The following is a 26,416-nucleotide window of genomic DNA, read 5'->3' on the forward strand; positions in this document are numbered from 1 at the left end:
TGTGGAATGACTATATTAGATGAAAAGGGTCACCTTTACAGTCATTTCAGTTCATGTTATGCTCATTATAATAATCTGAAACGTAAAGATGGGACCAGTAAGCTTACTTATGTCATGCCCAGAAATCGCATTCGAACGGCTGGAAAATGCGTCTTGACTTTTAGCTGAATCCTACCCCTGAACGGTCGGCGTTTTTGCCGAACAGTCTGCCTGCTGTTACTAGGTATGAGCTGGATGCTTATCTTTTAAACGTGCGAGCATCAACAAAGGTGGTACCGCGGAAGTATAACTTTCGTCCTTTACATAAGGATGAAAGTTTTTTTGTTTTTTAAGCTAACTATAAGCTATATTATTTACAATGAGGAAGGGATATATTATGTCGAAACGAATCGTTGTCAAAATCGGCAGCAGTTCTCTTACATCAGCAGAAGGAGGACTTCATCGGGAAAAAATCAATTTTTTCGCCAACGAAATTGCTTATTTACATAAACAAGGCTATCCGATGATGTTAGTTACCTCAGGAGCTGTAGCCGCAGGTTTTCGGCAAATTGGATATACAGAAAGACCTAAATTAGTTCACGAAAAACAAGCTGCCGCCGCAGTAGGTCAAGCATTACTAATGCAAGCTTATCAAGATGCTTTTTTTCAACATCAGATTACAGCGGCACAAATTTTATTAACGAGAGAAGATTTCTCTAATCGCCGAAGAATTAACAATGCACTTATTACGATTGAAGAATTATTAAAACAAAATATTATTCCCATTATTAATGAAAATGATACTGTTTCTACCGATGAAATTGTCCTTAAATTCGGAGACAATGACCACTTATCAGCGTTGGTAGCTGCCATGACTCGTGCAGATAAGCTTATTATAGTTACGGATATGGATGGTTTATATACAGAAGATCCACGTAAAAACCCTGACGCTAGTAAAATTGATCGCGTAGATCAAATTTCTAGCGACATTATCGCCTTAGCAGGTGGTGCTGGCTCTAGCGTCGGAACTGGTGGCATGCGCTCCAAAATAGAAGCTGCCAGAATAGCGATGCGTGGTGGCGTAAACACGTTTATTGGAAAAGTACAACAATCGTTAGATTTACAAGCTGCACTAGAAGGCAACGGCAAAGGCACTTACTTTGACACGCAATTACACAGTCTTTCAATTAAAAAACAATGGGTTGGCTTTCACTCTTTCGTCAAAGGTAAAATTATTGTAGATGATGGTGCGCAAGAAGCACTAATGCATGGTGGTAAAAGTTTATTACCGGCAGGTGTAATAACAACTAGCGGCGAGTTTCACCCTGGAGATGTTGTAGAAGTGTATAATAATAAAGAACAATTGTTAGGTAGAGGCGTTGTTAATTACACCCAGCAACAATTGTTAGCAGCAGCAGGTTTATCAACAGAGGAAGTTAGTCGTCGCATAGATGCGGCTCGTCTTGAAGTTATCCATCGTAATGAGTGGGTTTCGATATAATCTAACTATTTGGAGGCGTAAAAATATGAGCGAAGTATTTAATAAGGGTCAATTAGCTGCACAGGCAGCACGATCGTTAAATAATGTAACAACGAAACAAAAAAATGAAGCGTTGCTAATGATGGCAGATGCGCTTATCGCTGCTACAGACGAAATTATTACCGCTAATAAGCTCGATTTGGAATATGGCAAGCAACAAGGAACGAGTAGCGCTATGCTCGATCGATTAACTCTCAATGAACAACGAATTGCCGCTATTGCAGAAGGCTTGAAAGAAATTGCTGTACTGCCTGATCCAATTGGAGAACAACTACAACAGTTTACTCGACCAAACGGCTTAAATATTCGACAAATTCGCGTTCCGATTGGCGTTATTGGCATTATTTATGAAGCTCGTCCGAATGTTACCGTTGATGCGGCAGGATTATGTTTGAAAACAGGCAATAGTGTTGTGCTACGTGGTGGTTCTGCTGCTCTACACTCTAATAGTAAAATTGTTGCTGTATTACAGCAAGCACTGCAACAATCTGCTCTTCCAGCAGAGGCATTGCAACTAATTGAAGATACAGATCGTGCTTCCGTAACGGAATTAATTAAACTAGATCGTTTTATTGATGTCATTATCCCTCGCGGTGGTGCTTCACTAATACGTAATGTCATTGAAAATGCAACGGTTCCGGTAATCGAAACAGGTGCTGGCATATGCCATACTTATATTGATGCGGATGCAAATTATGACATGGCTGCCGCAATTACGTATAACGCAAAAGTGCAACGCCCATCTGTTTGTAATGCAATGGAAACATTAGTTATTCACCAACAATTTGCCAATGAGCACCTCGTTGCATTATGTAAACTTTTCGCAGAAGCTAACGTGCAATTGAAACTTCCAGCAGCTTATTTGGCAAATATACCAGAAGCAACTGCTGTGACAGAAGCAGACTTTGCTACCGAATATAATGATTACATTTTAAATATCGCTATCGTCGAAAGTTTGGATGAAGCACTTACTCATATCAATCGATTTAGTACGAAACACTCGGAAAGTATCATAACCAATGATGCTGCTCATGCTGCTCGCTTTCTACAAGAAGTGGATGCAGCGGCTGTTTATCATAACGTATCTACTCGTTTCTCAGATGGATTTGAATTCGGATTCGGTGCTGAAATTGGTATTAGTACACAAAAGCTACATGCACGTGGTCCAATGGGATTACCAGCGCTTACTTCAACCAAATATCAAATTACAGGAAACGGACAAATTCGTCAGTAGTAAAGGAGTACACAATGGAGCAATCGAATAAACAAAATAATACTATCTGCTTTTTTGGTGCTGGCGCAATGGCAGAAGCAATTGTTAGCGGGGTACTTGCTCAAGGTATTTTTCTACCCGAGCAAGTATCCGTACTCAATAAAAGTAACGAGCAACGTCTCCACCATTTACATAGTAAATATGGTGTTACCGTTAGTAATGAAGAGCAGCAAAAACAGCTGTTATTGCAGCAAGCAGATATTATCGTCCTTGCAATGAAACCAAAAGATGCTGTTGCTGCCCTTACCGAATTGCAAGCACATATACGAGCAGATCAAGTGTTAGTTTCGGTCATTGCTGGTCTGTCTATTACTTCTATCAAGCAACTCATCGGAGTTAAGCAACCCGTTGTGAGAGCCATGCCGAATACATCAAGTTCGATTGGGCAAGGTGTTACTGGTATTAGCTATTCTGATGAAGTAACGGAAGTTGAAAAAATGACCATTCAGTCTATTTTTTCAGCAATTGGTATAGCACTAACGATTGACGAGAAGCAGCAGTCGGCGATTACCGCTATTTCGGGAAGCGGACCTGCTTATATTTATTTCTTTGTAGAAGCGATGACTGCTGCTGCCGAAAAGCTAGGATTTACAACAGCAGATGCTAGTAAGCTCGTCCTGCATACATTAAAAGGCGCTGCTGCTATGTTAGAACAGACGGAGCTTCCGGCGGAACAATTAAGAAAAAATGTCACTTCGCCTAATGGTACAACTGCTGCTGCGCTCGATGTTATGATAGATCAACAATTATCTACTACGATATCGGATGCCATTCAGCGTGCTTGTACTCGAGCAGATGAACTTGGCAAAGAAATTGAAAGGAGCATCCATTGATGAATCAATATTGTGTAGCTACTTATCGCTCTTATGATGATAAGGCTGACTTTCAAAAAAAAGCACAAAGTATTGCGGTAGGATTAACGGTTGGCAGCTGGACAGATCTACCGGAAGCACAAAAAAAGCAAATGGAACAGCATTTAGGACAAGTCGTTAAAGTAGAGGTGCATGAACCGCTTGCTTTGCAGCCAGGCGAACGATATGCCGATATTACGATAGCCTATCCTGATATTAATTTTAGTAAAGATATACCAGCTCTACTTGTTACTGTGTTTGGTAAGTTATCGATGGATGGAAAAATCAAGCTACTCGACTTGCAGTTTTCCGATGATTTTGCTGCTTCATTTGCTGGCCCGAAATTCGGATTAGCTGGCATACGTGAACAACTACAAGTATACGATCGACCGCTGCTAATGAGCATTTTCAAGTCGGTTGTTGGTCATGATCTAACTAACCTACAAGAACAATTTTACAAACAAGCTCTTGGTGGCGTTGATTTTATTAAAGATGATGAAATATTATTCGAAAATCCACTTACTCCTATCGAAAAAAGAGTAGCTGCCTGTATCGATATGGCACGCCGCTCCGAAAGTGAAACGGGACAAAAATTGATTTATTTTACAAATATCACTGGTCCAACTAGTCAATTAATCGAACAAGCGAAAAGAGCAATTGATGCGGGAGCAAATGGTTTGCTATTTAACGTACTAGCGTATGGTTATGATGCGCTTCATGAGCTAAGTAGCCACCAAGATATTCAAGTACCTATAGCCGCTCACCCAGCGCTCGCAGGTGCTTATTATCCGTCCCCCCATTATGGTATAGCCGCTCCTCTCCTATTAGGAAAATTAATGCGACTTGCCGGAGCAGATTTAGTACTCTTCCCATCGCCATATGGTTCTGTCGTTATGCCAAAACAAGAAAATTTAGCGGTACAAGAAGCACTATTAGCTCCACTTCATCATCTGAAACAAAGTGTGCCGGTTCCTTCTGCTGGTATTCATCCCGGAATCGTTCCATTGCTGATGCAAGATTTTGGAGAAGATGTCGTTATTAACGCTGGCGGTGGCATCCATGGTCACCCACTCGGCACTAGTGCTGGCGGACAAGCATTTAGACAAGCGATTGATGCGGTAAAGAACGGATTAACTTTGCAAGCAGCAACAGAGAATGCGGGTAATGAATCATTGAAAGTAGCTATTGAAACTTGGGGGATTAAACAATGAGTAAACAACAAGTTATCTTTTGTGACTTTGACGGTACGATTACGATCAATGATAATATTATTGCGATTATTCAACATTTCGACCCACCAGGTTGGAAAGCGATAGCAACTAAAGTGTTAGATACATCCATGACAATTAAAGAAGGCGTAGGTCTGATGTTCCACCTACTACCTTCCTCTATGCAACAAGAAGTGATTGATTTCAGTATTACTAATGTTGAAATAAGAGATGGGTTTGCTGAATTCGTACAATACTGTAACGATAATAACATCATCTTATATGTAACGAGTGGTGGCATTGATTTTTTTGTCTATCCGACACTCGCTCGTTATAACATCGACACAGCCCATATTTATTGTAATGGTAGTAATTTTGCAGGAGATACGATTGAAATAACATGGCCACACCCTTGCGATGAGCATTGTCAGCGTAATTGTGGCATGTGTAAACCGACGATTATGCGGCAATTTCCAACTGAACAATATAATCGTATCGTCATTGGAGATAGTGTCACCGATTTTGAAGCTGCCAAACTAGCTGACAAAATCTACTCACGTGCCCGTCTTACTGAACAATGTGCCGAATTAAACTTACCCTATACAGACTTTGCTACTTTTCATGATATTATTGCCGAAATGGAAAGGGAGAAATAAAAATGAGTAACAGATCCATTACTTTAGAAGAGAAACAACAAGCTTTCGCTGAATTACGATCGGTGAAGCAGCTCTTTGCAGAGCGTGGCTGGTTTCCAGGCACAAGTGGTAATTTATCGGTGCGAGTCGGTGACTTCGATGCCGAACAATTTCATTTTGCTATTACTGCTAGCGGTAAAGATAAAACGATTGATACTCCTTCCGACTTTTTATTAGTCGATCAAACAGGACAGCCGAGCGAATTAACTTCCCTTAAACCATCAGCTGAAACGTTGATTCATTGCGAAATTTATCGGTTAACAGGTGCAGGTGCTATCTTCCATATTCATAGTGTGTACAATAGCATTATCTCGGAATATTTTTGGGAGCGTAAATCTGTGCCGGTAGACGGTGTAGAATTGATTAAAGCTTTTAATATATGGGACGAAGATGCGCATATCGAGATTCCAATCGTCTCTAATTTTGCCCATATACCAGCGATTGTTCCCGAAGTAACGGATAGAATAGACAGTAAAATTCCTGGTATCCTACTACGAAAACACGGCATTTACGCTTGGGGAGCCAATGCGTTCGAAGCAAAACGTCATCTTGAAGCGTTTGAATTTTTGTTTGAATATGTCTATAAAATGGAGCTTTTACAACGCTAAAGTACAAACAACAGCTTGCCATTTGTCGGCAAGCTGTTGTTTTGTTTACTTTTATTTTGAACACTAATTAACTGTTTTTACTTCTAGTACATTAACTCTATCCGTTCCCTTTGCGAAAGCGATTGATATGTGCTTTCGCTTCGTCCGCATTCGTTATCCGATTCCGACTCCACTCTATAAGAATGCGATCTATGTAGCGTAAACTTAGTTTTCCAGCAAACACAGCTTCTTTAAGTGCGAATAAAATTATTTCTTCTGTATATTGGTCATTGTCTAGCCAATTAATAATTGTTTCACATTCCATTGGAGATAATAATCTGCCAAATTCCTGTTCAAATGTAGAAAATAGATTAGTCGATGAAGGTTTAACCTCTACTACTGGCTGCTTCTGATTTGTTTTTTTGTGACGTTGTTCCTCTGCAATAAACTGCGTAGCCAAGACAAAAAAAGGTTGCCAGTTATATCGCTCTGTATGACGTCCACTTTCTTCATCGATGTAATCTTCAATTGTAATATATTGCTCTTTTAGTAATCGTCCTAACGATTGTTCTACTTGTTCTGCTGTAGTTCCCATTCTATCTGCCAACTGCTTAGGTGTAGGAAATTCTATTTGTTCCGTCTGCGCAAATGATATGAGATGCAGCATCAACATCATCTCGAAGTTATCAAGACCTAGCTGGCTGTAGCTACGCAACAAAAGAGACGGTAAATATATACCGCCTTCTTGCATCGCTACAGCCATTCCATGCGAATATGCTTTCCATATTTCGTCTTTCATGAAATGACTCCTCCTCTAATGACTAAACTGCATAAATAATTATTTTAGCTCATTAACGATCCGAAACGTATCTCTTGCAATAAGTAGTTCTTCATTAGTAGGTACAACTAACACTTTTACTTTGGAGTTAGCTGTAGATATTTCTCTTATATCTCCAGAACGAACGGCATTTGCTTGCTCGTCCAACTCTATTCCGAAAAACGTAATAGCTTCACAAACAGCTTTTCGAACAACGGCTGAATTCTCTCCTACACCTGCCGTAAACACTAGCACATCTAAACCGTTCATCGCAGCAGCGTAAGATCCAATATATTTTACAAGTCGGTAAACGTACATATCAAATGCTAGTTGCGCATTTTTATCGCCTTCTTGCATCGCTTCTGTAATTTCACGCATATCGCTGCTATTACCCGAAATAGCTAACATCCCGCTATGCTTATTCAGCATCGAGTTAACTTCATTCATCGTTAGCTCTTCTTTATTCATAACATAAGGAACGATAGCCGGATCGATATCACCGCTTCGTGTACCCATCATTAAACCTTCTAGCGGAGTCATACCCATACTAGTATCAACAGATTTACCACCAACGATTGCAGTACAGCTAGCACCGTTTCCAATATGACAAGTTATCATCTTCAAATCTTCCAATGGTTTTTGCAAATGCTCTGCTGCATGCACACTGACATAAGCATGTGACGTACCATGGAATCCGTAACGTCTAACTTTGTGACGACGATATAATACTGTTGGGATAGGATACAAATAAGCTACATTATCCATCGTTTGGTGGAACGCTGTATCAAATACAACTACTTGCGGTACATTTGGCAAGTTAGAATCGACAGCAACAATCCCCATCATGTGGGCTGGATTATGCAATGGTGCTAGGTCAAACAATTTTCTTATTTCTAGCTTTACTGCGTCCGTAACTAAGACAGATTCTTTAAAGACTTCCCCACCATGAACGACTCGGTGTCCTACTGCTTGAATTTCATTTATATTTTTCAATACACCGTATTCTCTATTAGTCAACATATCAATCACACGGCGAACCGCTGTTACATGATCCAAAATTTCACTTACTTCACGTACTTCTTCAAATCCTGTAGATTTGTGCGTAACAATGGAAGAATCCATACCAATTCTTTCGACCAATCCTTTGGCAAGTACAGATTCATTCGTCATATTATACACTTGATATTTCAAAGAAGAGCTTCCCGCATTAAGAATTAGAACGATCATCAAATACGATCCCCTTCCTCATCATATTTAAAGAAACCTTCTCCAGTTTTCACGCCAAGATGCCCTGCTCTAACTAACTTTTTCAGCACAATAGACGGACGATACTTCAGTTCCCCGTAATCTCTAAACATATTTTCAAGCGCAGCTAATACAGAATCTAACCCAAATCTATCTGCCATTTCGAATGGGCCATGTTGGAATGAATAGCCAATACGCATTGCTTCATCTATATCTTCTACCGAAGCAACTCCTTCTTCAAGTACATGCAACGCCTCGTTAATCAACAACGTAATCAAGCGGGTAGTAACATAACCTGGAGATTCGTACACCATAATTCCTTTTTTCTGAATCGTATGCTCCACAAATTCTTTTGTCGTATTGAATGTTTCATCAGAGGTTTTTAGACCACGAATGATTTCTACAAGATCAATTTTTAATACCGGATAAATAAAATGAACACCAATTACACGCTCTGGATACTGCGTTGCACTAGCTAGCTCCGTTAAGCTTAATGCCGAAGTGTTACTTGCAAGAATAATATCTGGTCCACAACATTTATCCATTTCTTGAAACAGCTTTTTTTTCGCATCCAAATCTTCCGATATAGATTCAATGACAAGCTGGCAATCAGATAGTGAAAAATAATGGTCAGCACCTTGAATTCTCGACAGAATCAATTTCTTTTCTGCATTAGTAAGTGCCCATTTTTCAATTTGCTTATCGAGATTTAGCTCGATCATTTTCAATCCATGTGCAAGACGTTCTGTTGTACTTTCTACAATGACTACATCAAGACCATTAGCTGCTAGCATTTCAGCGATCCCTTGTCCCATTGTTCCAATTCCAACAACGCCGACTTTCTTAATTATCATCTTTACTGCCCCTTTAGGTAGTTATTCACTTTATATTATAACTCTTTTCCAACAAAAAAGAAGGCATCAAACCAGTCTGCCTTCAAATTGTTAGAATGAAACCGCTTCATGAATTAATTAACTCACTAACAGTTGACGAAACTCATTTCCGTTCATTGTTTCTTCACAAATAAGAACATCCAGTGCTCGATCTAACACTTGTTTATGCTGTAATAAACTATCCTTTGTCTCACTCATCAGCTGATCCAATATTGTTCGTGTTATCGTTGCCCAACCATCTGGTGTCATCATCGATTGATTAACAATACCAAGTTCTGTCATTCCAGACTCGACAAGGGTACGAACTAGTTTTACCGCTTGGTCAAAATCGCCTCGCGATCCCGTACTTCTTTCTCCATAATAAATTTCTTCCGCCGCAGCGCCAGCTAATGCAATTTTAATTTGACCATAAATAAATTGTTTCGTATACAATGCTTTATCTTGTTCGGGATGATGTCTAACAAATCCTAATGCTTCTCCCCGAGGGGCAACCGTAATTTGCGCAACACTTCCCGGCGACACAATCTCAGCCATAATAGCATGACCTAATTCATGACGAGCTACTCTATTTCTTTCTTCTTCAGCAGCTTCTCGATCTGTCTTTTCACCCATCAACACTTTATCAATCGCCATCGTTAATTCCGTTTCTGTAATTTCTGTTAAATTATGGCGTAATGCATAAATGGCAGCTTCATTCATTACTGATTCTAATTGAGCACCAGAAAAACTGTAAGATTGTGTTGCTATCCTCTCCAAATCAACGGAAGTAGCTAACGGTTTATTTTTGGCATGAATATTTAGGATGTGCAAACGTCCTTTTTTATCTGGCAAACCAACTTCAATATGGCGGTCAAATCTACCTGGTCTAATCAACGCAGAATCTAATAATTCTTTACGATTTGTGGCAGCAATAATAAATATTCGCGGAGCAACCTCACTATGAATGCCATCCATTTCTGTAAGCAATTGATTTAACGTTTGATCATATTCACGCTGCTGTCCTCCATCACGACGACCGCCGATGACATCTATTTCATCAATAAAAATAATCGCATTGGATTTCCCTAATTTTTTTGCTTTTTTGCGAGCTTCTTGAAATAAGTCCCTTATCCTTCCCGCTCCAACCCCGACGTACATTTCCACAAACTCACTACCAGATGTCGCTAAATAAATGGAGTCCGTATAATGAGCCGCAGCTTTAGCCAATAGTGTTTTTCCCGTTCCGGGTGGACCAGTTAACAAAATACCTTTTAAAGGACGAATGCCTAATTTTTCAATTTGTTCTGGCTTTACTAAAAAATCCAATGCTTCAACTAGCTCTTGCTTTGCTCGTTCTTGTCCACCAATCTCTGCAAAACTAAACGACGTTTCTAACGTTTGACGTTCAGATCTAGCTACTGGCATAGCCATCAGTCCACTTTTTCCTCTAGAAGCAATAAATAACAAAACAACTGCTAACAGTGCGACGATTGCTATCGGAAGAAAAGCGTTGTTCAAAAAGACTAGAAAAAATAATCCAATAGGTACAATGCCAATGACAATTTCTTTCCAGTATTTAGACATTTGTCCAAACCCCCAACTTTTCAGCAACACGCGGCAAAATTTTGTGTAATGCTGTATTTTGATCTTTTAAAGTAATATACACATTGCTATCATCCATTTCTGTATATACTTCTATTTCATCGGACGCTAATTGCTCTAACACGTTAGGAATAGTGGAATAAGTTCTTGTTTCCATCGCTTCGGCAATTTGAAACATACTTTTTTCCCAGACTTGATCTAATCGCTCGTATTCCTGATTATTTACATCTAATTGCAATGTTCGATTTCCGATCATCCGCTTCCCTTGCTCACTAATTGCCGTATAAACTTCTTTTAAATTAGCAGTAGGTGATAATTCCACTTGGATTGACATCGTCTTTTGATCTCTAACTGGTTTATCGGCTTTAATAATGCCGTCTACTTTCATAATTGCTTGTTCTAGCGGAGCTTTAACGACAAACTGCTCATATATTGCCCAACCTCCAAACAATACAATTGCAGTAATAATAGTAGTAACAAGGATCACTTTTCCCTTTAATTGATTCATCATTGAGCCCCCTGCTAAAAAAGTAATATAGCTAATAATACACTATTTCGTATATCAAAAAGTATATCATAGTTTATACTCTATTAGCGGTTGTAAAAACAGGAAGCGGAGCCAATTGGCTCCGCTTCTTTAATGTTTATTGATCAATCGATAATTATCAATCGTTTGTCCAGTTGTTGCTTCGTAAAAGTGATAGTTATATTGTTGATCCATTTTATAGTATATTTCCCAAACTGGCTGACCAGCCACAAAACCTAGACGACTACTTAATAATTCTACTGTATCTTCATTACTATAGGACTGCATAAACTGCGCTTCTATCTGTGTACGATCTATAAGTTCATTTTGCAAAATAATCAATGGCGGTTGCTCGTCTCGCAAAATAACAGTGTTGATCTCTTGATCTATTACTGCTCCTTCCGCAACCCAAACGACTTCATCCCATACATATTTAGCTAACTGATCCCATTCTACTACATTAGCTTCTGTTGCTAAACGTTGTTTGATCAACTTCATTTCATCCCATTTAGGTTGTTGGATAATCGTAAAGTAGTAAATAGTCGCACTAATTAAAGCAAGTACCAATAATATCGTTACCATTGCCCAACGTCGTGGCGTCATAAAGGTTGAACTTTTTCTATCTGTAGAACGCATTAATTTTCAATTAGCCGCTCAAAGCTGGCTTGTGCTTCATATTTAATCTTTTCTACATCTAATGTGAGACATTGACGATCTTTCACTAATTGCTTTCCTGCTACCCATACATGTTGCACATCATGTCCATTCGCTGTATAAACGAGATGCGATGTAATATCAGTAAGCGGATAGTAATGTGGTTGATCGATATTTAGCGCAATGAAATCTGCCTGTTTTCCTACTTGCAAACTGCCAATACTGTCTTCCATCCGTAGCGATCTCGCGCCGTAATACGTACCTAATTTTAACGCCTCCGTTGCTGGAATTACAGTAGGATCATAAGTCGTTCCTTTGTGCAGCAGTGCAGCGAGTCGAATTTCTTCAAATAAGTTCAAATTATTATTACTTGCCGGACCATCCGTTCCAAGGGAAACACGCACTCCTGCTTGCAACAGTTCAGGTAGTCTAGCTACCCCACTAGCTAACTTCAAATTACTAATAACGTTATGCGATATAGCAACATCTTTGGCAGCTAACAAGGCAATCTCTTCATCCGTCAAATGTACAGCATGCGCCAGCAAGCTCGGTACAGAGAAAAAACCAAGCGCATCTAGATGTTCCACTGGACGAGTACCATATTGTTTTATGTTTTGCTCTACTTCCGCACGAGATTCCGACATATGTGTATGTAAAGGCAATTGATATTTTACAGCTGCTTCTACAAACTGAGCAATGTAATCTGGAGGACAAGTATAAGGAGCATGTGGAGCAAGCATCGTTGTTATACGTCCGTCTGCTTTACCATTCCAAGTTACCGCAAACTGAATCGCATCATCCAATTTTTGCTTCTGTTCTGCTGGAGAACAAAGTCCAATAACCCCACGTGTTAACACACCGCGCATTCCTGTTTGCTCCGTTAATGCAGCTACAATTTCCATCCGATCATACATATCAACAAACGTCGTCGTACCGCTTAACAGCATCTCTACTTGCGAGATTGCAGCGCCATTGTGCGTATCCTGCTCTGTATATTTAGCTTCCATTGGCCACATTTTTTGCTCTAGCCACACTTGCAAATTTTGATCATCGGAATACCCTCGCAACAACGACATAGGTGTATGTCCATGTGTATTAATAAGCCCTGGCATAAAGACAAGATGATGCCCATTTACTTTTTCTACATTGCTATGAAGTAATGTTGCTGGAGGGGTTTGTTTATCCAAATAAACAATTACACCATCTTCTACAACCATATGACCTTGTATCACTTCCGCTTGCTCATTCATCGTCACAAACAATCCATCTTTAATCCACAATTGACTCATCCGATTCTTCTCCTTCACGATGCAAATAATAGGCTAAACTTAACAATTCTTTTGTAAAATCAGCATGATGAATCCGAACTTCTTCAGGAACTCTAATAACCGTTGGAGCAAAATTCAAAATACCCTTCACTCCTGCTTCCACAAACTGATTAGCCACTTTCTGTGCTTCTGGCGCAGGAACAGTAATAATGCCGATTTTAATATCTTGCTCATTAATTTTATGTTTCAATTCCGTTATTGGTAAAACGAGTAGATGATTTATTTTAGTATCGATTTTAGTAGGGTTCGTATCAAAAACCGCAGTTATTTTCATACTATCTTTAGAGTAACGATTATAATTGCATAAAGCATGACCCAAATTACCTGCGCCTACTAAAGCAACGTTTATTTTTCGATCAACTTTTAATATTTCTCTAATTTTCTCACTTAAATAAGCGACATCATAACCGATTCCTTTTCGACCAAATTCACCAAAATAAGCCAAATCTTTGCGAATTTGTGCTGGATTCAAATCAAGCTTCATACCCAAAGCCTGAGATGAGATCGTCAAAATGTCTCGAAATTGCAATTCATTTAGTACCTGCAGATAGACAGGCAAACGCTTGACAACAGCTTCGGATATTTTCGCTTGCTTCATCATTGCACCTCCGCAGCTCTCTACCAGTTAAGTAGAAAGCCATTCTCTCATTCGTAAAATCATTTGCTCTGCATACATCGTTTCGATTTTTGGACCAGGCAGAGAATATAAAAAATGTTTGCCATAATAGCTTTCAATTACCCGAGTATCATATAAAATCACAATTCCTTTGTCTTGACTAGAACGAACTAGTCGGCCAAACCCTTGCTTGAATCTTATGACCGCTTGTGGAATAGACAACTTCATAAATGGATTTTGTTTTTTCTGTTCCAATAGTTCTGCTTTAGCAGCAATTAATGGATGATTAGGTGGCTGAAAAGGTAATCTAACAATCGCCAAGCATAGTAGAGCATCGCCTGGAATATCAACACCTTCCCAAAAACTGCTCGTTCCAAGTAATACCGTTTTTGGCTGCTGCATAAAGCGGCGCACTAACTTGGTACGATTACTACTATCTACTCCTTGACCTAAAATAGAAATATCACTATCAGCCAAAAATTGCTTGAGCGGTTCATAGGTTTGCTTTAACATCCGATACGATGTAAATAAAACTAGCATACGCCCACCCGTTTCTTTGGCAGCATCAGCAAGAGAACGTGCTAATTTAAGTAAATATTCTTCACTTACATTAGCTCCTTTTAACACTGGAAAGTCACGTGGAATGACAACAAGTGCCTGTTCACGATAGTTAAATGGCGAAGGTAGTACAACTGTTTTCAATCTACCTGCCTGTTCAAAGCTTGTCAATCCTAACTGCTCGGCAGCATATTGAAAACTCTTTTGTACAGTCAGCGTAGCGGAAGTCATAATAATACTATCTTTTACATCAAAAAAATACTTTTGTAATTGACTACTAACATCAATCGGAGCAGCGTACAAGTAGATAGAGCGATGTCGATAGACTGCACTCGCTTCCAACCAAAATACGTAGTCTTTATTTTCTAGCTTTACAAACATTTTAAGCTCGTCTTTAATGCGCGTCAAATCGCGAACAATTCCATTAATATCTACAACTACCGCTTCTGTTACACTTTCTTCCGCACGTTCTTTTATTTGTAACAGTAACTTATCTAAGTTGGTGACAAATTGATTCATTGTACTATGTAGATTTTGTTCATGTTCAACGATTACATTCCATTGCTCCGGCAATTTATCTTTATGCAGACGTAATACTAGCCCACCATTTTCTACTTGCTCTTCCGACTGATGATCCACCAATTGATACAACAAATCAAATAATACATCCCAACGTTCTTTCATCGTAGTTAGTTGAGGGATTAAATCATCGATTGTTTCTATCCAAACATTACTTTGTTCATCTGTTTCTTCCATCGCACAATGACGAAGTTGTAATAATAAACCATTTTTCGCATCTTTAAATAAGCGCGTAATAAGTTGCGGAGCACTTAAATAATTATTTTGAAAACCCAAATGCTTACTAGCTACTTCTTCCAAATGATGTGCTTCATCGATAATAAGATGTCGATATGCAGGTAGTAATCGATGTTCCGCAGCCACATCCGTAAACAACAAGGAATGATTAGTTACAGTAACATCTGCTTGGCTCGCTTCATTCCGCGCTTTATGATAGTAGCATCGACGAAACCATGGACAAGCTCGATTCAAACAAGAATCAGCATCACTTGCTACTGTTTCCCATACGTCTAACCCACGTCCGCTTAAATTTAATTCTTCATGATCTCCCGTTTCTGTCTCCGCTAGCCAAACCGTCATTTGAGCAGTAACATGCTTGTCATCTACCGTTTCCATTGGAACAGATCCATTAGCTCTAGCTTCAAATTTTCGTAAACATAAATAATTACGACGACCTTTAAATATAGCAGCTTGAAAAGAAAACGGTAATATTTCTGCTAACAAAGGCAAATCCCGCTGACGTAGTTGTTCCTGCAAATTTATCGTGTGCGTGCTAACAATAACTGGTTTGTCAAACTTTTTACTATAATAAATAGCGGGCAACAAATATCCCATCGATTTACCAGTACCTGTACCCGCTTCAATCATTAAATGATCATCCTGCAATAACGCATCGTATACATGTTGAATCATCTCTGATTGCGCAGGGCGCTCTTCATAAAGAGGAAATTTTTCAGCAAAATTAGTTTGCACTTGTTGAAAGTATTGTTCAAACGATAATTCTTCCACTTCCGAAGCTGGCGAATCATCCTTTTCCTTATCGCTATACCATTCCTTGCTCCGCAATGCGAATTGACGATAATAATCCAAATCATCAGGCTCATATAAGCCATACGTCGTCACATGCTGCTCTGCTTGCTGCATAAACCAACCGAGATCACTACTTTCATCAATGAAAGAAGTGAGCCGCTGCAACGTAAGCAGCGGCATTTGACGCAATTTTTTGGTCATTGTAATAAAAATCTGTGCAGTAGCCATCGCATCATGATCAGCTTTATGCTGTTCTTCATGAGGAATAGAAAAATAAGCAGCGACAGCTCCTAATTGGTAGGAGGAAATAGAAGGATACAATATGCGTAACATCTCAACTGTATCCAACTTTCGACCAACGAATGGCATATACCCATTTTGTTCCAATGATTGATTCAAAAATCCAGCATCGAAACCTACATTATGAGCGACTAGTACGGTATCGTCTAACTTGCCGATGAGCGAAATAAGCACTTCTTCTAATACAGGAGCTGATTTTACCGTTTCATCGTCAATCCCAGTTAAGTTAGTAATGAATGGCGGAATTGCTACCGTGGGTCTCACATAAGAATTAAATGTATCGATAATATTTAATTTATCGTCGATGATTACTGCAGCGACTTGTATGATACTATCCTCTGCACTATGACCTGTTGTTTCCAGATCGATAACAGCATATTTCATTCATCCCGATCCTCTCACATACAGCACAGCTCCGTACTTCCAAAATATAAAGATAATTGCTGTTGTTTATTTTGACATGCTTTTAAATTATTTAAAGAATAAGAAAAGTGCGGATAAATTTGATATGATTTTTCGAATAATTGCTGAGCTTTATCTAACTGTTTGTAAATAGCGGCAATGCATCCAAGTGCATTATAACTTAATGCAAGCCATTTTTCATTTTCTGATAATACAAGAAGCAGTTTAAATTCTCGTTCCGCCGCTTGCCATTGCTGTAAGTGCATATAACACATGCCTAGAAACAATCGTGCTAAGTGATTATGCGGTGCTTGTTCTACAGCTGTCAAAAAATTGTTAGCTGCTTCACGAAACATAAATAAATTGTAATAACCTCTCCCCACTGCAAATTCATTCCATGGATTATCATTATTGCTGACAGTATCTGCTGGCTCTAAAGGTTGGATATAATTAACTGCTTCGTCACTTTGGTTAGATTCAACTAAGGTCGTCCATCGTTCTTCAAATTCCAACCACATCTCCAAACACGTATCACTTACTTGCTTTAGTTCCTTCAACTGTTCTAAATATTGCTCTTGCTCTGCTTCATCTGCTTCGTTGTACTGGGCAACAATTTGATCAAGTGCTTCGTGCATCGTCGTAAACATATACTGAAACATAACGTATCCCGCCTTTTTTTTGAGCTAAGGAGATGATACGTACATTGTCTGTTACAAATCAATTTTTCATACTATCGTCCAGTCATTACATTACATAATTGTGGAATGTGGCTCCGAGCCAATTTGTTGTTCAATTCGGTTGTTTTCTCCTAAAATGACAACAGTAGGCACATGCATTTTCGCAGCTTTTTCTTCCATCATCGCATAGGACATAATAATTACCTGATCTCCAGACTGTACAAGTCGTGCTGCTGCACCATTCAAACAAATAACACCCGATCCTCTAGGTCCTACGATAACATATGTTTCTAATCGGGCTCCATTATTATTATTCACAACTTGTACCTTTTCATTTTCCCATAAGTTCGCAGCATCCATCAAGTCTTCATCTATCGTAATACTTCCAACATAGTTTAAATTTGCTTCTGTAACCGTTGCTCTGTGTAGTTTTGATTTCATCATTGTTCTAAACAATATGTTTCACCCTTCCCATAAACAATTATCAATTAACCTGGTTTCGCCAAAATAAACGGCTGTCGCTAGTAACAATTGTTCCTCCAAATGTGCAGGTATGTCATGCAGATCAATCTGCTTTAATTGTGGATAGCTCAGTAATTGTAAATAATCGATACGAGCTAGCGATGCACTTTGTAGCTTTTGACGAACTTGTTCCACGATCTGCTCACCAGTCATTTCCTTTGCAAGAAATAATTGCTCCGCATAGGCTAATGATTCCGAAATAATGACCGCTTGCGCTCGTTGTTCTGCTGACAAATATACATTACGCGAGCTTAATGCCAAACCATCTGGTTCTCTTATAATCGGACAGCGTACAATTTCTACATCCATATTCAAATCACGAACAATCGTTTCGACTACCGCTACTTGTTGCGCATCCTTCATTCCAAAATAAGCCCGATCCGGCTTAACGATATGAAACAACTTTGTAACGACAATCCCAACACCATCGAAGTGCCCCGGTCTTGTAGCACCACATAATAAATCTGTTACTTGTGCAACAGTAATTTTAGTTAATGGCTGCTGCGGATACATTTCTTCTACGGTTGGTGCAAATATAATGTCAACTCCACTATTTCTCGCCACTTCCGTATCTTGTTGCATATTACGCGGATAGCGATCCAAATCTTCATTTACACCAAATTGAAGTGGATTAACAAAAATGCTTAATACAACAATATCATTGTTTTGCCTTGCGTTGTGTAATAAACTGGCATGTCCAGCATGCAAATATCCCATCGTTGGTACAAATCCAACTTGTTTTCCTTCGCTCCGATAATCTTGCAATTGCTGTTGTAAATCAGAAATAGTATGACAAGTGATCACTTGCTCCCCTTCTCCTTTTTACTATTGGATTTTTTAGGTGCTCCGCTGCCATATAATTGTTCATGATCATCACCTGTTGATGGTGTAGCGCTGTTGTCTAGCTCTTTATCGGTTTGTTGCTTAGGTGGAGCTACTGTAGGGATTGGCTCGAATGTATGTTCCTCAGCTGGAAACACTCTTTCTTTCACATCCATCACATATTGACCGATGGCTTCCTTTATATCATTTGCTAAATTAGCATAAGTTTTCACGAACTTTTTAGCAAAATATGGTGAGGAGTATTGTAAAACATCATGATATACAAGTACTTGCCCATCACAATTACGCCCTGCTCCTATTCCAATAATCGGAATCGTTATTTTTTTCTTCATTTCATTTACTGCTTTTTCAGTGACAAGTTCAATTACGATACTAAACGCCCCCGCTTTTTCTAAAGCTACTGCATCTTTCACTAGTCGTTTAATATCTGCATCATCTTTTCCTTGCACTTTATATCCGCCAATTTGATGAACTGCTTGTGGAGTAAGCCCAATATGTCCCATAACAGGTATTCCAGCATCTACAAGTGCTTTCACATCTTTAGCAATTGTTTCTCCACCTTCTAGTTTAACAGCTTGTGCTAGTCCTAACTGCATTATTTTCGCAGCATTTTGCAATGTTTTTTTGCGACTAGCGCCATAAGACATAAAAGGCATGTCCGCTACTATAAAAGTATTCTGTGCACCACGTGCAACAGCTCTCGTATGATAAATAATATCTTCAACCGTCACCGGAATAGTTGTATCGTAACCAAGTACTACATTACCTAAAGAATCACCAACCAAAATAACGTCTACTCCAGCCTCTTCACTTAATTTAGCTGATGGATAATCGTATGCTGTTAAAACAGAGATCGGCTGACCTTGTTTTTTCATTTCTGCCAATTTCGTAATCGTTAATCTTTTCCTCATCAGTATCATCCTCCTACGGATATTTTGAACATAAAAAAACCTTTTAGCCGCTGCTAAAAAGGTCCTAGATCTGAAAAGGAAACTTTTATTAACTATCGCTTCCTTCTGTCTCGGTCCCTACGGCTCAGAGCAGAGTACGACTTGTCACATTTTGACTTTTGAATCACTATCTTTTTTACTTCAATAACCCAGTGCAGTTTTCTACAAATACCGCCTGTTAAAATTTATAGTAGCAAATTGTCTTCCATTCGTAAATATCAATTATTATTTTTTAATGTTTGGCTGGCCCATTTCCGCAGAAAAAATCGCTCGTTCGCTGCCGTCTTCCAGTTGAATCCGAATCGCTCCACTTTCATCCAGCCCAATCGGAGTAGCTACAATCGTTTCATTATGTGTCGTTATCGTTGTCGGTTTTCCCAAAGAAACAGATAGTGCTTCCCAAATCGGTATAATCGCTTGAAATCCTGCTGCCAAATACGATTCATATAATTGCTCCCACTCCAACAGAAACTGTCCAACTATGGTCGCCCTATCGAATGGTTTCCCTGCTGCTAAGCGAAGTGAAGTTGCTTTAACTAACAACTGCTCTGTATAGTCCTTCTCTGTTAAGTTCACACTAATACCTATACCTGCAATAATATATTTGATCCGTGTATCCTCTGTTGCAGACTCCAACAATATACCACTTATTTTTTGCTGCCCAATTAATAAGTCGTTAGGCCATTTGATACCAATCGGCAAAGCTGTTATAGTTCGCAAACTACGACATAACGCTACAGCAGTTAATAATGTTAATTGTGGGGCAAATGGAATGGCTACATTCGGTCGTAAAATCATACTTAAATATATCCCTTTGCCAGCTGGAGAAACCCATTGTCTGCCCATTCTACCTCGCCCGCTTAGTTGCTGCTCTGCAATAAACAACGTTCCTTCAGGCGCGCCTTGTTCTGCTGCTTCTCTTGCTACATTTTGCGTAGAATCAACCGCTGGATATACATTAATTTGCTGACCAAAAGTTTTGGTGTGCAATTGTTTAGCGATCAAATCTCGATCCAGACTGCTAGGATGCATCATTAATTTATAACCAAGTTTCGTCGAAGCTTCAAATTCATAACCTTCCGCTTCTAACTTCCGTATTTGCTTCCAGATTGCTGTGCGACTAACACCTAATAATTCACTTAATTTCGTACCAGACAAGTACTCATTCGGATTGCTTTTGAATATATCTAATAGGCTGCTCACTAACATCAACCTCTTTTCTCCACATTTCTGCATATCGAAGCAGTTCGTTATATTCATTCGTTATTTCATGACAAACAACCGCTTGAAGCAAATAATATAACAGATTATTTATCCAAGCACCTGGTCGTTTTGCAAAATGTGCCATAAGTTGATTGCCATTCACATCTAATTGTTTCATATGATAAATTGGCATCGCATGAAACCACTCGTTATATTGCTTTATTTCTTTTTTTTCCAATATCAACTGATTGTTTTGCTGCAATAATTGGGCTATTTGAAGCCAGTTTGCTATTGCTGCTTGCCCCATCGATATTACAATGGTAACCCATGTTTTCTGCGATACATGTTGCGGCGATCTTTTTTTATGATCCATCACTAGCTCATGAACTTCAACAATGGCACTTATTTCTTGCGCTCGTTTTTTGGCAAATCGGAGAGCACGAAAACTAGCTAATGTTTGTTCTTTTGTACGCTGCATAATGATCAATAAAGCTGCCCAACGCATATCTACACAGTGCAGCAAGGCTAAAGCTGACAGATCTTCTGTAGCATTAGCCTTTGGCAAATTTATATCCGGAAAAAGTGGTTCTTTGACATGGAGTAACAATCGACTAGCTAACAACCAACCGACTGCTCGATCCGGCTTTTGAGCCTGCAACAACTTGTCCAATTCGACTTGTACACGCTCCATAGCGATTAAGCGTATAGCAGATCCATGCTCTGTAATAGCTCGCCATACCGAAGGTGCAGGTTGCAGCTCATAGCAAGCAATAAACCGAATAGCCCGTAGCATGCGCAATGCATCTTCTTCGAATCGTTGCGCCGGATCACCAACAGCATACAGTTTTTTTGCCAACAAATGCTGGTATCCAAAAAAAGGATCAAGCACTTCGCCTTCATTTGTTAACGCCATAGCATTCATCGTAAAATCCCGTCTGCTTAAATCGTCCTCTAATCGATTGACGAATTGAACGGATGCTGGGCGACGGCTATCGACGTATGTTCCTTCTGTACGATATGTCGTCACTTCATAACTACTCTGTTTATACAGTACAGTTACTGTACCATGCTGTAAGCCAGTAGGAACTACTCGTTCAAACACACCCATCACTTGATGAGGGGTAGCAGATGTTGCTATATCGACATCAGACACTTGCAAGCCAAGTATCGTATCTCGAACTGCACCACCAACAAAAACTGCTTCATAGCCATGCGCTAATAAACGATCAAGCACTGGAATAGCCTTTACTAATTCAGTTGGTAGTTGCAAGTACATAGAAACACCTCATTATTCACTACAAATAGGAATTGGTAAGTCAACATCAATACCGAGCACACGATAATAAATTTGTTCATATTGTACAGTAATAATATCGTTACAAAATACGGTTCTAGCACGCTCTATACAAGCATGTTTAAACTGACTATATAAAATCGGATCACTTAATAAATTTATCGTATCCCGCGACATAGACTCTACGTCACCAATAGGAGACAAGTAACCTGTTTTCCCATGAGCGATTAATTCAGGTATACCACCTGCATCGGAGCCAATAGTCGGAACACCACAAGCCATTGCTTCTAGTGCAACAAGTCCAAAGCTTTCTTTCTCCGACGGAAGTAATAGCACATCTGCCATCGATATTACTTGTGCTACATCTTCTTGTTTGCCCAGAAAATAAACATGTTCCTCGATTCCTAGTCGCTGTACTTTATGTTGTATTTTCGATTGTTCTGGTCCTTCACCAACTAACAAAAGCTTTACAGGCATCGTTTGCAGTACATTATAAAATATATCAATAACATCATCCACACGTTTTACTGGACGGAAATTAGAAATATGCATCAATATTCTTTCATGTGGTTTCGCATAGTCACCACGTAAGCTACTAACATCACGTGGATAATAAATACGTTTATCAACAAAATTATAAGTCAAATCGATCGGCGCTTGAATATCTAACAAACTTCTCGTCTCTCGTATTAAATCTTGTGACACAGCAGTGACCGCATCACTTTCATTAATCGCTAGTCGAATCAAATCTTTCATCGATTCATCTTGCGCTAATACTGTTATATCTGTTCCATGCAAAGTCGTTACCGTTTTCAACTGGTAACCGACCATTTGCTTAGCTAAATGCGCACAAACGGCGTGAGGGATAGCATAATGAACATGTAACAAGTCTAGCTGTTGCATTTTAGCTACTTGAGCCATTTTACTTGCTAACGCAAGGTCATACGGCGGATAACGAAATACATAATAATTGTTGACACTTACTTCATGAAAAAATATATTTTTATGAAATTTCCCTAGACGAAAAGGGATACTATGCGTAATAAAATGTATTTCGTGCCCGCGCTCTGCAAGTAATTTGCCCAGTTCTGTCGCTACAACGCCTGAGCCGCCCAATGTCGGGTAACACGTAATTCCGATTTTCAATTTCCGAGGCTCTGTCATTATGCACCTCCCTCTACTTCATGTATGTTTTAACTTTTTATTATAAAAATGATGCAATAGGAAATGGCTGCTTTATTGCAAACCCTTCGGCATAAGTAGAGGCTGTTTTTCTCCCGAGCAAACTATCTCTTGCTGCCACATGTTCAATATAACTATTCGTCAAAGGTGTCGCTACTTGGTCTAATTCACTATCGGCTGTCCCGGGTGCGCTAAATTGTGAACGGTACGCATGAAGTGCTTCCATTTTCACTTTATAGAACTCACTTACATCAACAACTATATTCACTTGCTCTACATCATTTATGTAATAATATATTAATTGTTCGACTTGAACAGCTGGTAGATCAGGCATATATTTACGCAACTTCGCATTAAATACAGCCTCTTCTATTAATTTACTACAAGCGATATGATCCGGATGACGATCGATCCAAAATGGAGCGAATACCATTTTCGGCTGCCATTTGCGAATTTCGGCAACAATTTTGTGTAATTGCTCTTCCCCACCATATAAACCACGATCAGGAAGCTGCAAATTACTTCGCATCGCCACTCCAAGTATACTAGCAGCTTGAGATGCCTCCTGTTGACGTAGCTCTACATTGCCGTTAGAAGACATCTCTGCCTGTGTTAAATCACATATTCCAACTCGGTAACCTTGCGCCGTATGCTTAGCAATCGTACCGCCCATTCCAATCTCTGCATCATCGGCATGGGCACCAAATACTAAAATATCAAGCTTGTCCATTATTCAACAGTCTCCGGTTTATATTTATGAACTAACTCTCTCCATGCAAAATCTCCCCTCGCTAAAGCTCTTACAAGCAATTCTGCTGACGCTACATTCGTAGCAACTGGAATACCTTGCACATCACACAAACGCAACAACGCTATAATATCAGGCTCATGCGGCTGAGCCATTAGTGGATCTCTCAAAAAGATAATCAAGTCCATCTCATTTTGCGCTACAAGAGCACCTATTTGTTGATCTCCCCCTAATGGACCGGAACAAAAACGATGAATACTTAAATTCGTTTGATCCATTATCCGTTGACCAGTAGTTCCGGTAGAGTACAACTGATGTCCAGCAAAGATCGGTTCATAAGCAGTTACAAAGTTGACCATCTCTTCTTTTTTACGATCATGTGCTATAAATGCTATATTAAGCATATTTTACTCCTCTCGCGCAACGACATGCGCTTAATCCATAATATGTTCAAATCCATAGATGAGTCCGGTGTACGTAACTACTTTTTTGACAGCAATATTAACGCCCGGCATATAACCTGCACGATCATAGGAATCATGACGAATTTTCAATGTTTGACCATAGCCGCCAAAAATGACTTCTTGCTGTGCAAATACGCCTGGCAATCTGACGCTATGTATTCTAAAGCCATTGTAGTATCCACCACGAGCTCCTTCAATTGTTTCTTCCTCTTTTGGATTTCCTTGTTTTAACTCTTCACGCACTTCTGAAATTAACTCTGCTGTTTTTACAGCAGTACCTGAAGGTGCATCTAACTTTTGATCTCCATGATACTCGATAATTTCGACATGCGGCATATATTTAGATGCTTCAGCAGCAAATTTCATCATTAAAATAGCACCAATTGAGAAGTTGGGAGCAATTAGTCCACCGATTCCCTTTTGCTCACAAAGCTGTTGTAACTCCTCTATTTGAGCTGGTGTAAATCCTGTAGTTCCAATTACTGGTCGCACACCAAACGAAATAGCCTCTAACGTATTTTTGTAAGCTGCTTGTGGCACAGTAAAATCAATCATAACATCCGCATTTGCTTGTCTCAGTGCATCTTCCAACGATGCATTAACAACTACACCACACTGCCCCATACCTGCCAGAATACCTGCGTCAATCGGGCCTGCTGAAGGATCAATAGCTGCAACGAGTTGCAAGCTTTCGTCCTCCAGCACCATTTTAACAACTTCCCGCCCCATTCTACCGCCTGCACCAGTTACTGCAACTTTTATTTTATCCATATCGAATTTCTCCTCTTCAAAATAATCGATAATTAACAATGAATACTACTATAATTTTTGTTTTAAATCCACAATCAAACGTTGTAATGTTCTATGGTCGGGCGATAACTTTAATGCCTCACTCGCATGCAGATAAGCCAATTCCCACTGACCCAACTCATTATACACTAGGCTTAAAGTATACCGTACTTCAAAGTGAAGTGCATCACTAATTACTGCTTTTTCTAATAATATTGCCGCTTGTTTTAACGCTGGTGGTTTTTGTCCAATGTAACCTTTTGCCTGCTCATATAATAAATTAGCTTCGCTAACTTTTAGTTGGTAATGATACTTTTCATTGTGCGGTTCAAGCTTTAATGCAGTGCTAGCATAATCTTTTGCTTTCTGCCATTTTCTACTGCGAGTACATGAGATAGAGCAAAGATAATAAAAATCGGCATTGCTAGGTTCCAGTGCAATTGCTCGTTCAAACCAAGCAATAGCTGACTCAAAATCATTTTGCAAAATATAGTGATAAGCTCGTTGTACACACGCTGCACCGTCCATCTGCTAAGCCTCCTTATGCACAGATTGTTAGTACAGCATATGTAAATAGCTTGTCTACTGTTCGTCAGTCTTTCGTTCCCAGCGGTTAGCATCGCGCGTTTGAAACTTCTCCATCACCTTATTATGCGCTTCCGTTAAGTCTATTTGCATCGAATTGGCAAAACAAGATAACAAAAACAAGATATCGCCAAGCTCTAACGCAATAGAGCTGTCCGCTTCATCTAATTTTTTCTTTTTTTCTCCATACGTATGATTTACTTCCCGGGCGAGCTCTCCAACCTCCTCTGTCATTCTAGCCATTAATGCGAGCGGACTAAAATACCCCGTTTTAAATTGTGAAATATATTGATCTACTTCCTGCTGTATATCATGTAATGTTTTTTCTGACATTTGGTTTATTCCTTTCTTCCTCTTAACTATATCTCTATGTTACCGTATCACTCTTGTTAAAATCAATGCCTTCGTCTACGGAAATAAAGACAATAAAAAAAGATATTTCCTATCCATCGTTTAGCAACATTAGTTAATAACGACGACCAGAAATACCTATTATAA

At 39.3% G+C, this 26,416-nt stretch carries 27 protein-coding genes; 6 read left to right on the plus strand and 21 right to left on the minus strand.

Annotated elements, in window-relative coordinates; translation table 11 throughout:
- The first annotated feature begins 376 nt into the window (after positions 1–376).
- Genes proB through mtnB form a run of 6 tightly spaced genes read left to right on the plus strand, consistent with a single transcriptional unit; the run spans position 377 to position 6,154 of the window.
- Positions 377–1,480, plus strand: coding sequence for a glutamate 5-kinase (proB, locus tag ACFSTH_RS04065; protein WP_377771561.1), 1,104 nt, complete (start codon positions 377–379; stop codon positions 1,478–1,480).
- A gap of 25 nt (positions 1,481–1,505) precedes the next feature.
- Positions 1,506–2,753, plus strand: coding sequence for a glutamate-5-semialdehyde dehydrogenase (locus tag ACFSTH_RS04070; protein WP_377771563.1), 1,248 nt, complete (start codon positions 1,506–1,508; stop codon positions 2,751–2,753).
- A 14-nt stretch (positions 2,754–2,767) separates the two neighbouring features.
- On the plus strand, positions 2,768–3,625 hold the full coding sequence (proC, locus tag ACFSTH_RS04075; protein WP_377771565.1) for a pyrroline-5-carboxylate reductase: 858 nt from the start codon (positions 2,768–2,770) through the stop codon (positions 3,623–3,625).
- Positions 3,625–4,854 (plus strand): 2,3-diketo-5-methylthiopentyl-1-phosphate enolase, encoded by a 1,230-nt coding sequence (locus ACFSTH_RS04080; protein ID WP_377771567.1) that lies wholly within the window; start codon positions 3,625–3,627, stop codon positions 4,852–4,854. The genes proC and ACFSTH_RS04080 overlap by 1 nt, the downstream gene beginning before the upstream one ends.
- The gene (locus tag ACFSTH_RS04085) at positions 4,851–5,507 is read left to right on the plus strand and encodes a 2-hydroxy-3-keto-5-methylthiopentenyl-1-phosphate phosphatase (protein ID WP_377771569.1); all 657 of its coding nucleotides are present in this window, start codon (positions 4,851–4,853) and stop codon (positions 5,505–5,507) included. The genes ACFSTH_RS04080 and ACFSTH_RS04085 overlap by 4 nt, the downstream gene beginning before the upstream one ends.
- Before the next feature lie 2 nt (positions 5,508–5,509).
- A complete protein-coding gene (mtnB, locus tag ACFSTH_RS04090; protein WP_377771571.1) occupies positions 5,510–6,154 on the plus strand; it encodes a methylthioribulose 1-phosphate dehydratase in 645 nt (214 codons plus the stop codon).
- Between the two features lie 97 nt (positions 6,155–6,251).
- Here mtnB and ACFSTH_RS04095 read toward each other — a convergent pair whose 3' ends face one another.
- The 21 genes from ACFSTH_RS04095 to ACFSTH_RS04195 form a co-directional block, all read right to left on the minus strand.
- Positions 6,252–6,932 (minus strand): DnaD domain-containing protein, encoded by a 681-nt coding sequence (locus ACFSTH_RS04095; protein WP_377771573.1) that lies wholly within the window; start codon positions 6,930–6,932, stop codon positions 6,252–6,254.
- A 39-nt stretch (positions 6,933–6,971) separates the two neighbouring features.
- Positions 6,972–8,177 carry an acetate/propionate family kinase gene (locus ACFSTH_RS04100; protein ID WP_377771575.1) on the minus strand — a complete coding sequence of 402 codons (1,206 nt, stop codon included), beginning with the start codon at positions 8,175–8,177 and terminating at the stop codon, positions 6,972–6,974.
- Positions 8,177–9,049, minus strand: coding sequence for a 3-hydroxyacyl-CoA dehydrogenase family protein (locus tag ACFSTH_RS04105; RefSeq protein ID WP_377771577.1), 873 nt, complete (start codon positions 9,047–9,049; stop codon positions 8,177–8,179). Before ACFSTH_RS04105 ends, ACFSTH_RS04100 begins: the two co-directional genes overlap by 1 nt.
- A 117-nt stretch (positions 9,050–9,166) precedes the next feature.
- Positions 9,167–10,651 carry an AAA family ATPase gene (locus tag ACFSTH_RS04110; RefSeq protein WP_377771579.1) on the minus strand — a complete coding sequence of 495 codons (1,485 nt, stop codon included), beginning with the start codon at positions 10,649–10,651 and terminating at the stop codon, positions 9,167–9,169.
- On the minus strand, positions 10,644–11,180 hold the full coding sequence (locus ACFSTH_RS04115) for a hypothetical protein (protein ID WP_377771581.1): 537 nt from the start codon (positions 11,178–11,180) through the stop codon (positions 10,644–10,646). The genes ACFSTH_RS04110 and ACFSTH_RS04115 overlap by 8 nt, the downstream gene beginning before the upstream one ends.
- Before the next feature lie 126 nt (positions 11,181–11,306).
- Positions 11,307–11,798 carry a hypothetical protein gene (locus ACFSTH_RS04120; RefSeq protein ID WP_377771583.1) on the minus strand — a complete coding sequence of 164 codons (492 nt, stop codon included), beginning with the start codon at positions 11,796–11,798 and terminating at the stop codon, positions 11,307–11,309.
- Between the two features lie 32 nt (positions 11,799–11,830).
- Positions 11,831–13,138: an amidohydrolase gene (locus ACFSTH_RS04125; protein ID WP_377771585.1), complete on the minus strand. Its 1,308-nt coding sequence runs from the start codon at positions 13,136–13,138 to the stop codon at positions 11,831–11,833.
- On the minus strand, positions 13,119–13,775 hold the full coding sequence (locus tag ACFSTH_RS04130) for a redox-sensing transcriptional repressor Rex (protein WP_377772043.1): 657 nt from the start codon (positions 13,773–13,775) through the stop codon (positions 13,119–13,121). The genes ACFSTH_RS04125 and ACFSTH_RS04130 overlap by 20 nt, the downstream gene beginning before the upstream one ends.
- A 27-nt stretch (positions 13,776–13,802) precedes the next feature.
- Positions 13,803–16,643 (minus strand): ATP-dependent DNA helicase DinG, encoded by a 2,841-nt coding sequence (gene dinG / locus ACFSTH_RS04135; protein WP_377771587.1) that lies wholly within the window; start codon positions 16,641–16,643, stop codon positions 13,803–13,805.
- Between the two features lie 14 nt (positions 16,644–16,657).
- The gene (locus ACFSTH_RS04140) at positions 16,658–17,320 is read right to left on the minus strand and encodes a tetratricopeptide repeat protein (RefSeq protein WP_377771589.1); all 663 of its coding nucleotides are present in this window, start codon (positions 17,318–17,320) and stop codon (positions 16,658–16,660) included.
- A 90-nt stretch (positions 17,321–17,410) separates the two neighbouring features.
- Positions 17,411–17,794, minus strand: coding sequence for an aspartate 1-decarboxylase (gene panD / locus ACFSTH_RS04145; RefSeq protein ID WP_377771591.1), 384 nt, complete (start codon positions 17,792–17,794; stop codon positions 17,411–17,413).
- Positions 17,795–17,800: 6 nt separating this feature from the next.
- Positions 17,801–18,664, minus strand: coding sequence for a pantoate--beta-alanine ligase (gene panC, locus ACFSTH_RS04150; protein ID WP_377771593.1), 864 nt, complete (start codon positions 18,662–18,664; stop codon positions 17,801–17,803).
- Positions 18,661–19,620, minus strand: a complete 960-nt coding sequence (gene panB / locus ACFSTH_RS04155) for a 3-methyl-2-oxobutanoate hydroxymethyltransferase (RefSeq protein ID WP_377772045.1) — start codon at positions 19,618–19,620, stop codon at positions 18,661–18,663. Before panB ends, panC begins: the two co-directional genes overlap by 4 nt.
- 258 nt (positions 19,621–19,878) lie before the next feature.
- Positions 19,879–20,862, minus strand: a complete 984-nt coding sequence (locus ACFSTH_RS04160) for a biotin--[acetyl-CoA-carboxylase] ligase (protein WP_377772047.1) — start codon at positions 20,860–20,862, stop codon at positions 19,879–19,881.
- A complete protein-coding gene (locus ACFSTH_RS04165; RefSeq protein ID WP_377771595.1) occupies positions 20,816–22,132 on the minus strand; it encodes a CCA tRNA nucleotidyltransferase in 1,317 nt (438 codons plus the stop codon). The genes ACFSTH_RS04160 and ACFSTH_RS04165 overlap by 47 nt, the downstream gene beginning before the upstream one ends.
- A gap of 12 nt (positions 22,133–22,144) precedes the next feature.
- On the minus strand, positions 22,145–23,314 hold the full coding sequence (bshA, locus tag ACFSTH_RS04170; protein ID WP_377771597.1) for an N-acetyl-alpha-D-glucosaminyl L-malate synthase BshA: 1,170 nt from the start codon (positions 23,312–23,314) through the stop codon (positions 22,145–22,147).
- 40 nt (positions 23,315–23,354) lie between these two features.
- Positions 23,355–24,065 carry a bacillithiol biosynthesis deacetylase BshB1 gene (bshB1, locus tag ACFSTH_RS04175; protein WP_377772049.1) on the minus strand — a complete coding sequence of 237 codons (711 nt, stop codon included), beginning with the start codon at positions 24,063–24,065 and terminating at the stop codon, positions 23,355–23,357.
- Positions 24,062–24,484: a methylglyoxal synthase gene (gene mgsA / locus ACFSTH_RS04180; RefSeq protein ID WP_377771599.1), complete on the minus strand. Its 423-nt coding sequence runs from the start codon at positions 24,482–24,484 to the stop codon at positions 24,062–24,064. The genes bshB1 and mgsA overlap by 4 nt, the downstream gene beginning before the upstream one ends.
- A gap of 30 nt (positions 24,485–24,514) precedes the next feature.
- Positions 24,515–25,315: a 4-hydroxy-tetrahydrodipicolinate reductase gene (gene dapB, locus ACFSTH_RS04185; RefSeq protein WP_377771603.1), complete on the minus strand. Its 801-nt coding sequence runs from the start codon at positions 25,313–25,315 to the stop codon at positions 24,515–24,517.
- A 48-nt stretch (positions 25,316–25,363) separates the two neighbouring features.
- Entirely contained in the window at positions 25,364–25,861 is a 498-nt protein-coding gene (locus ACFSTH_RS04190) for a tetratricopeptide repeat protein (RefSeq protein WP_377771605.1), read from the minus strand.
- A 54-nt stretch (positions 25,862–25,915) separates the two neighbouring features.
- The gene (locus tag ACFSTH_RS04195) at positions 25,916–26,251 is read right to left on the minus strand and encodes a nucleotide pyrophosphohydrolase (RefSeq protein ID WP_377771607.1); all 336 of its coding nucleotides are present in this window, start codon (positions 26,249–26,251) and stop codon (positions 25,916–25,918) included.
- Between the last annotated feature and the right edge of the window lie 165 nt (positions 26,252–26,416).

The sequence above is a fragment of the Paenibacillus yanchengensis genome, assembly GCF_042684845.1.
In the GTDB taxonomy this organism is placed as follows: Bacteria; Bacillota; Bacilli; order Paenibacillales; family Paenibacillaceae; genus Pristimantibacillus; species Pristimantibacillus yanchengensis.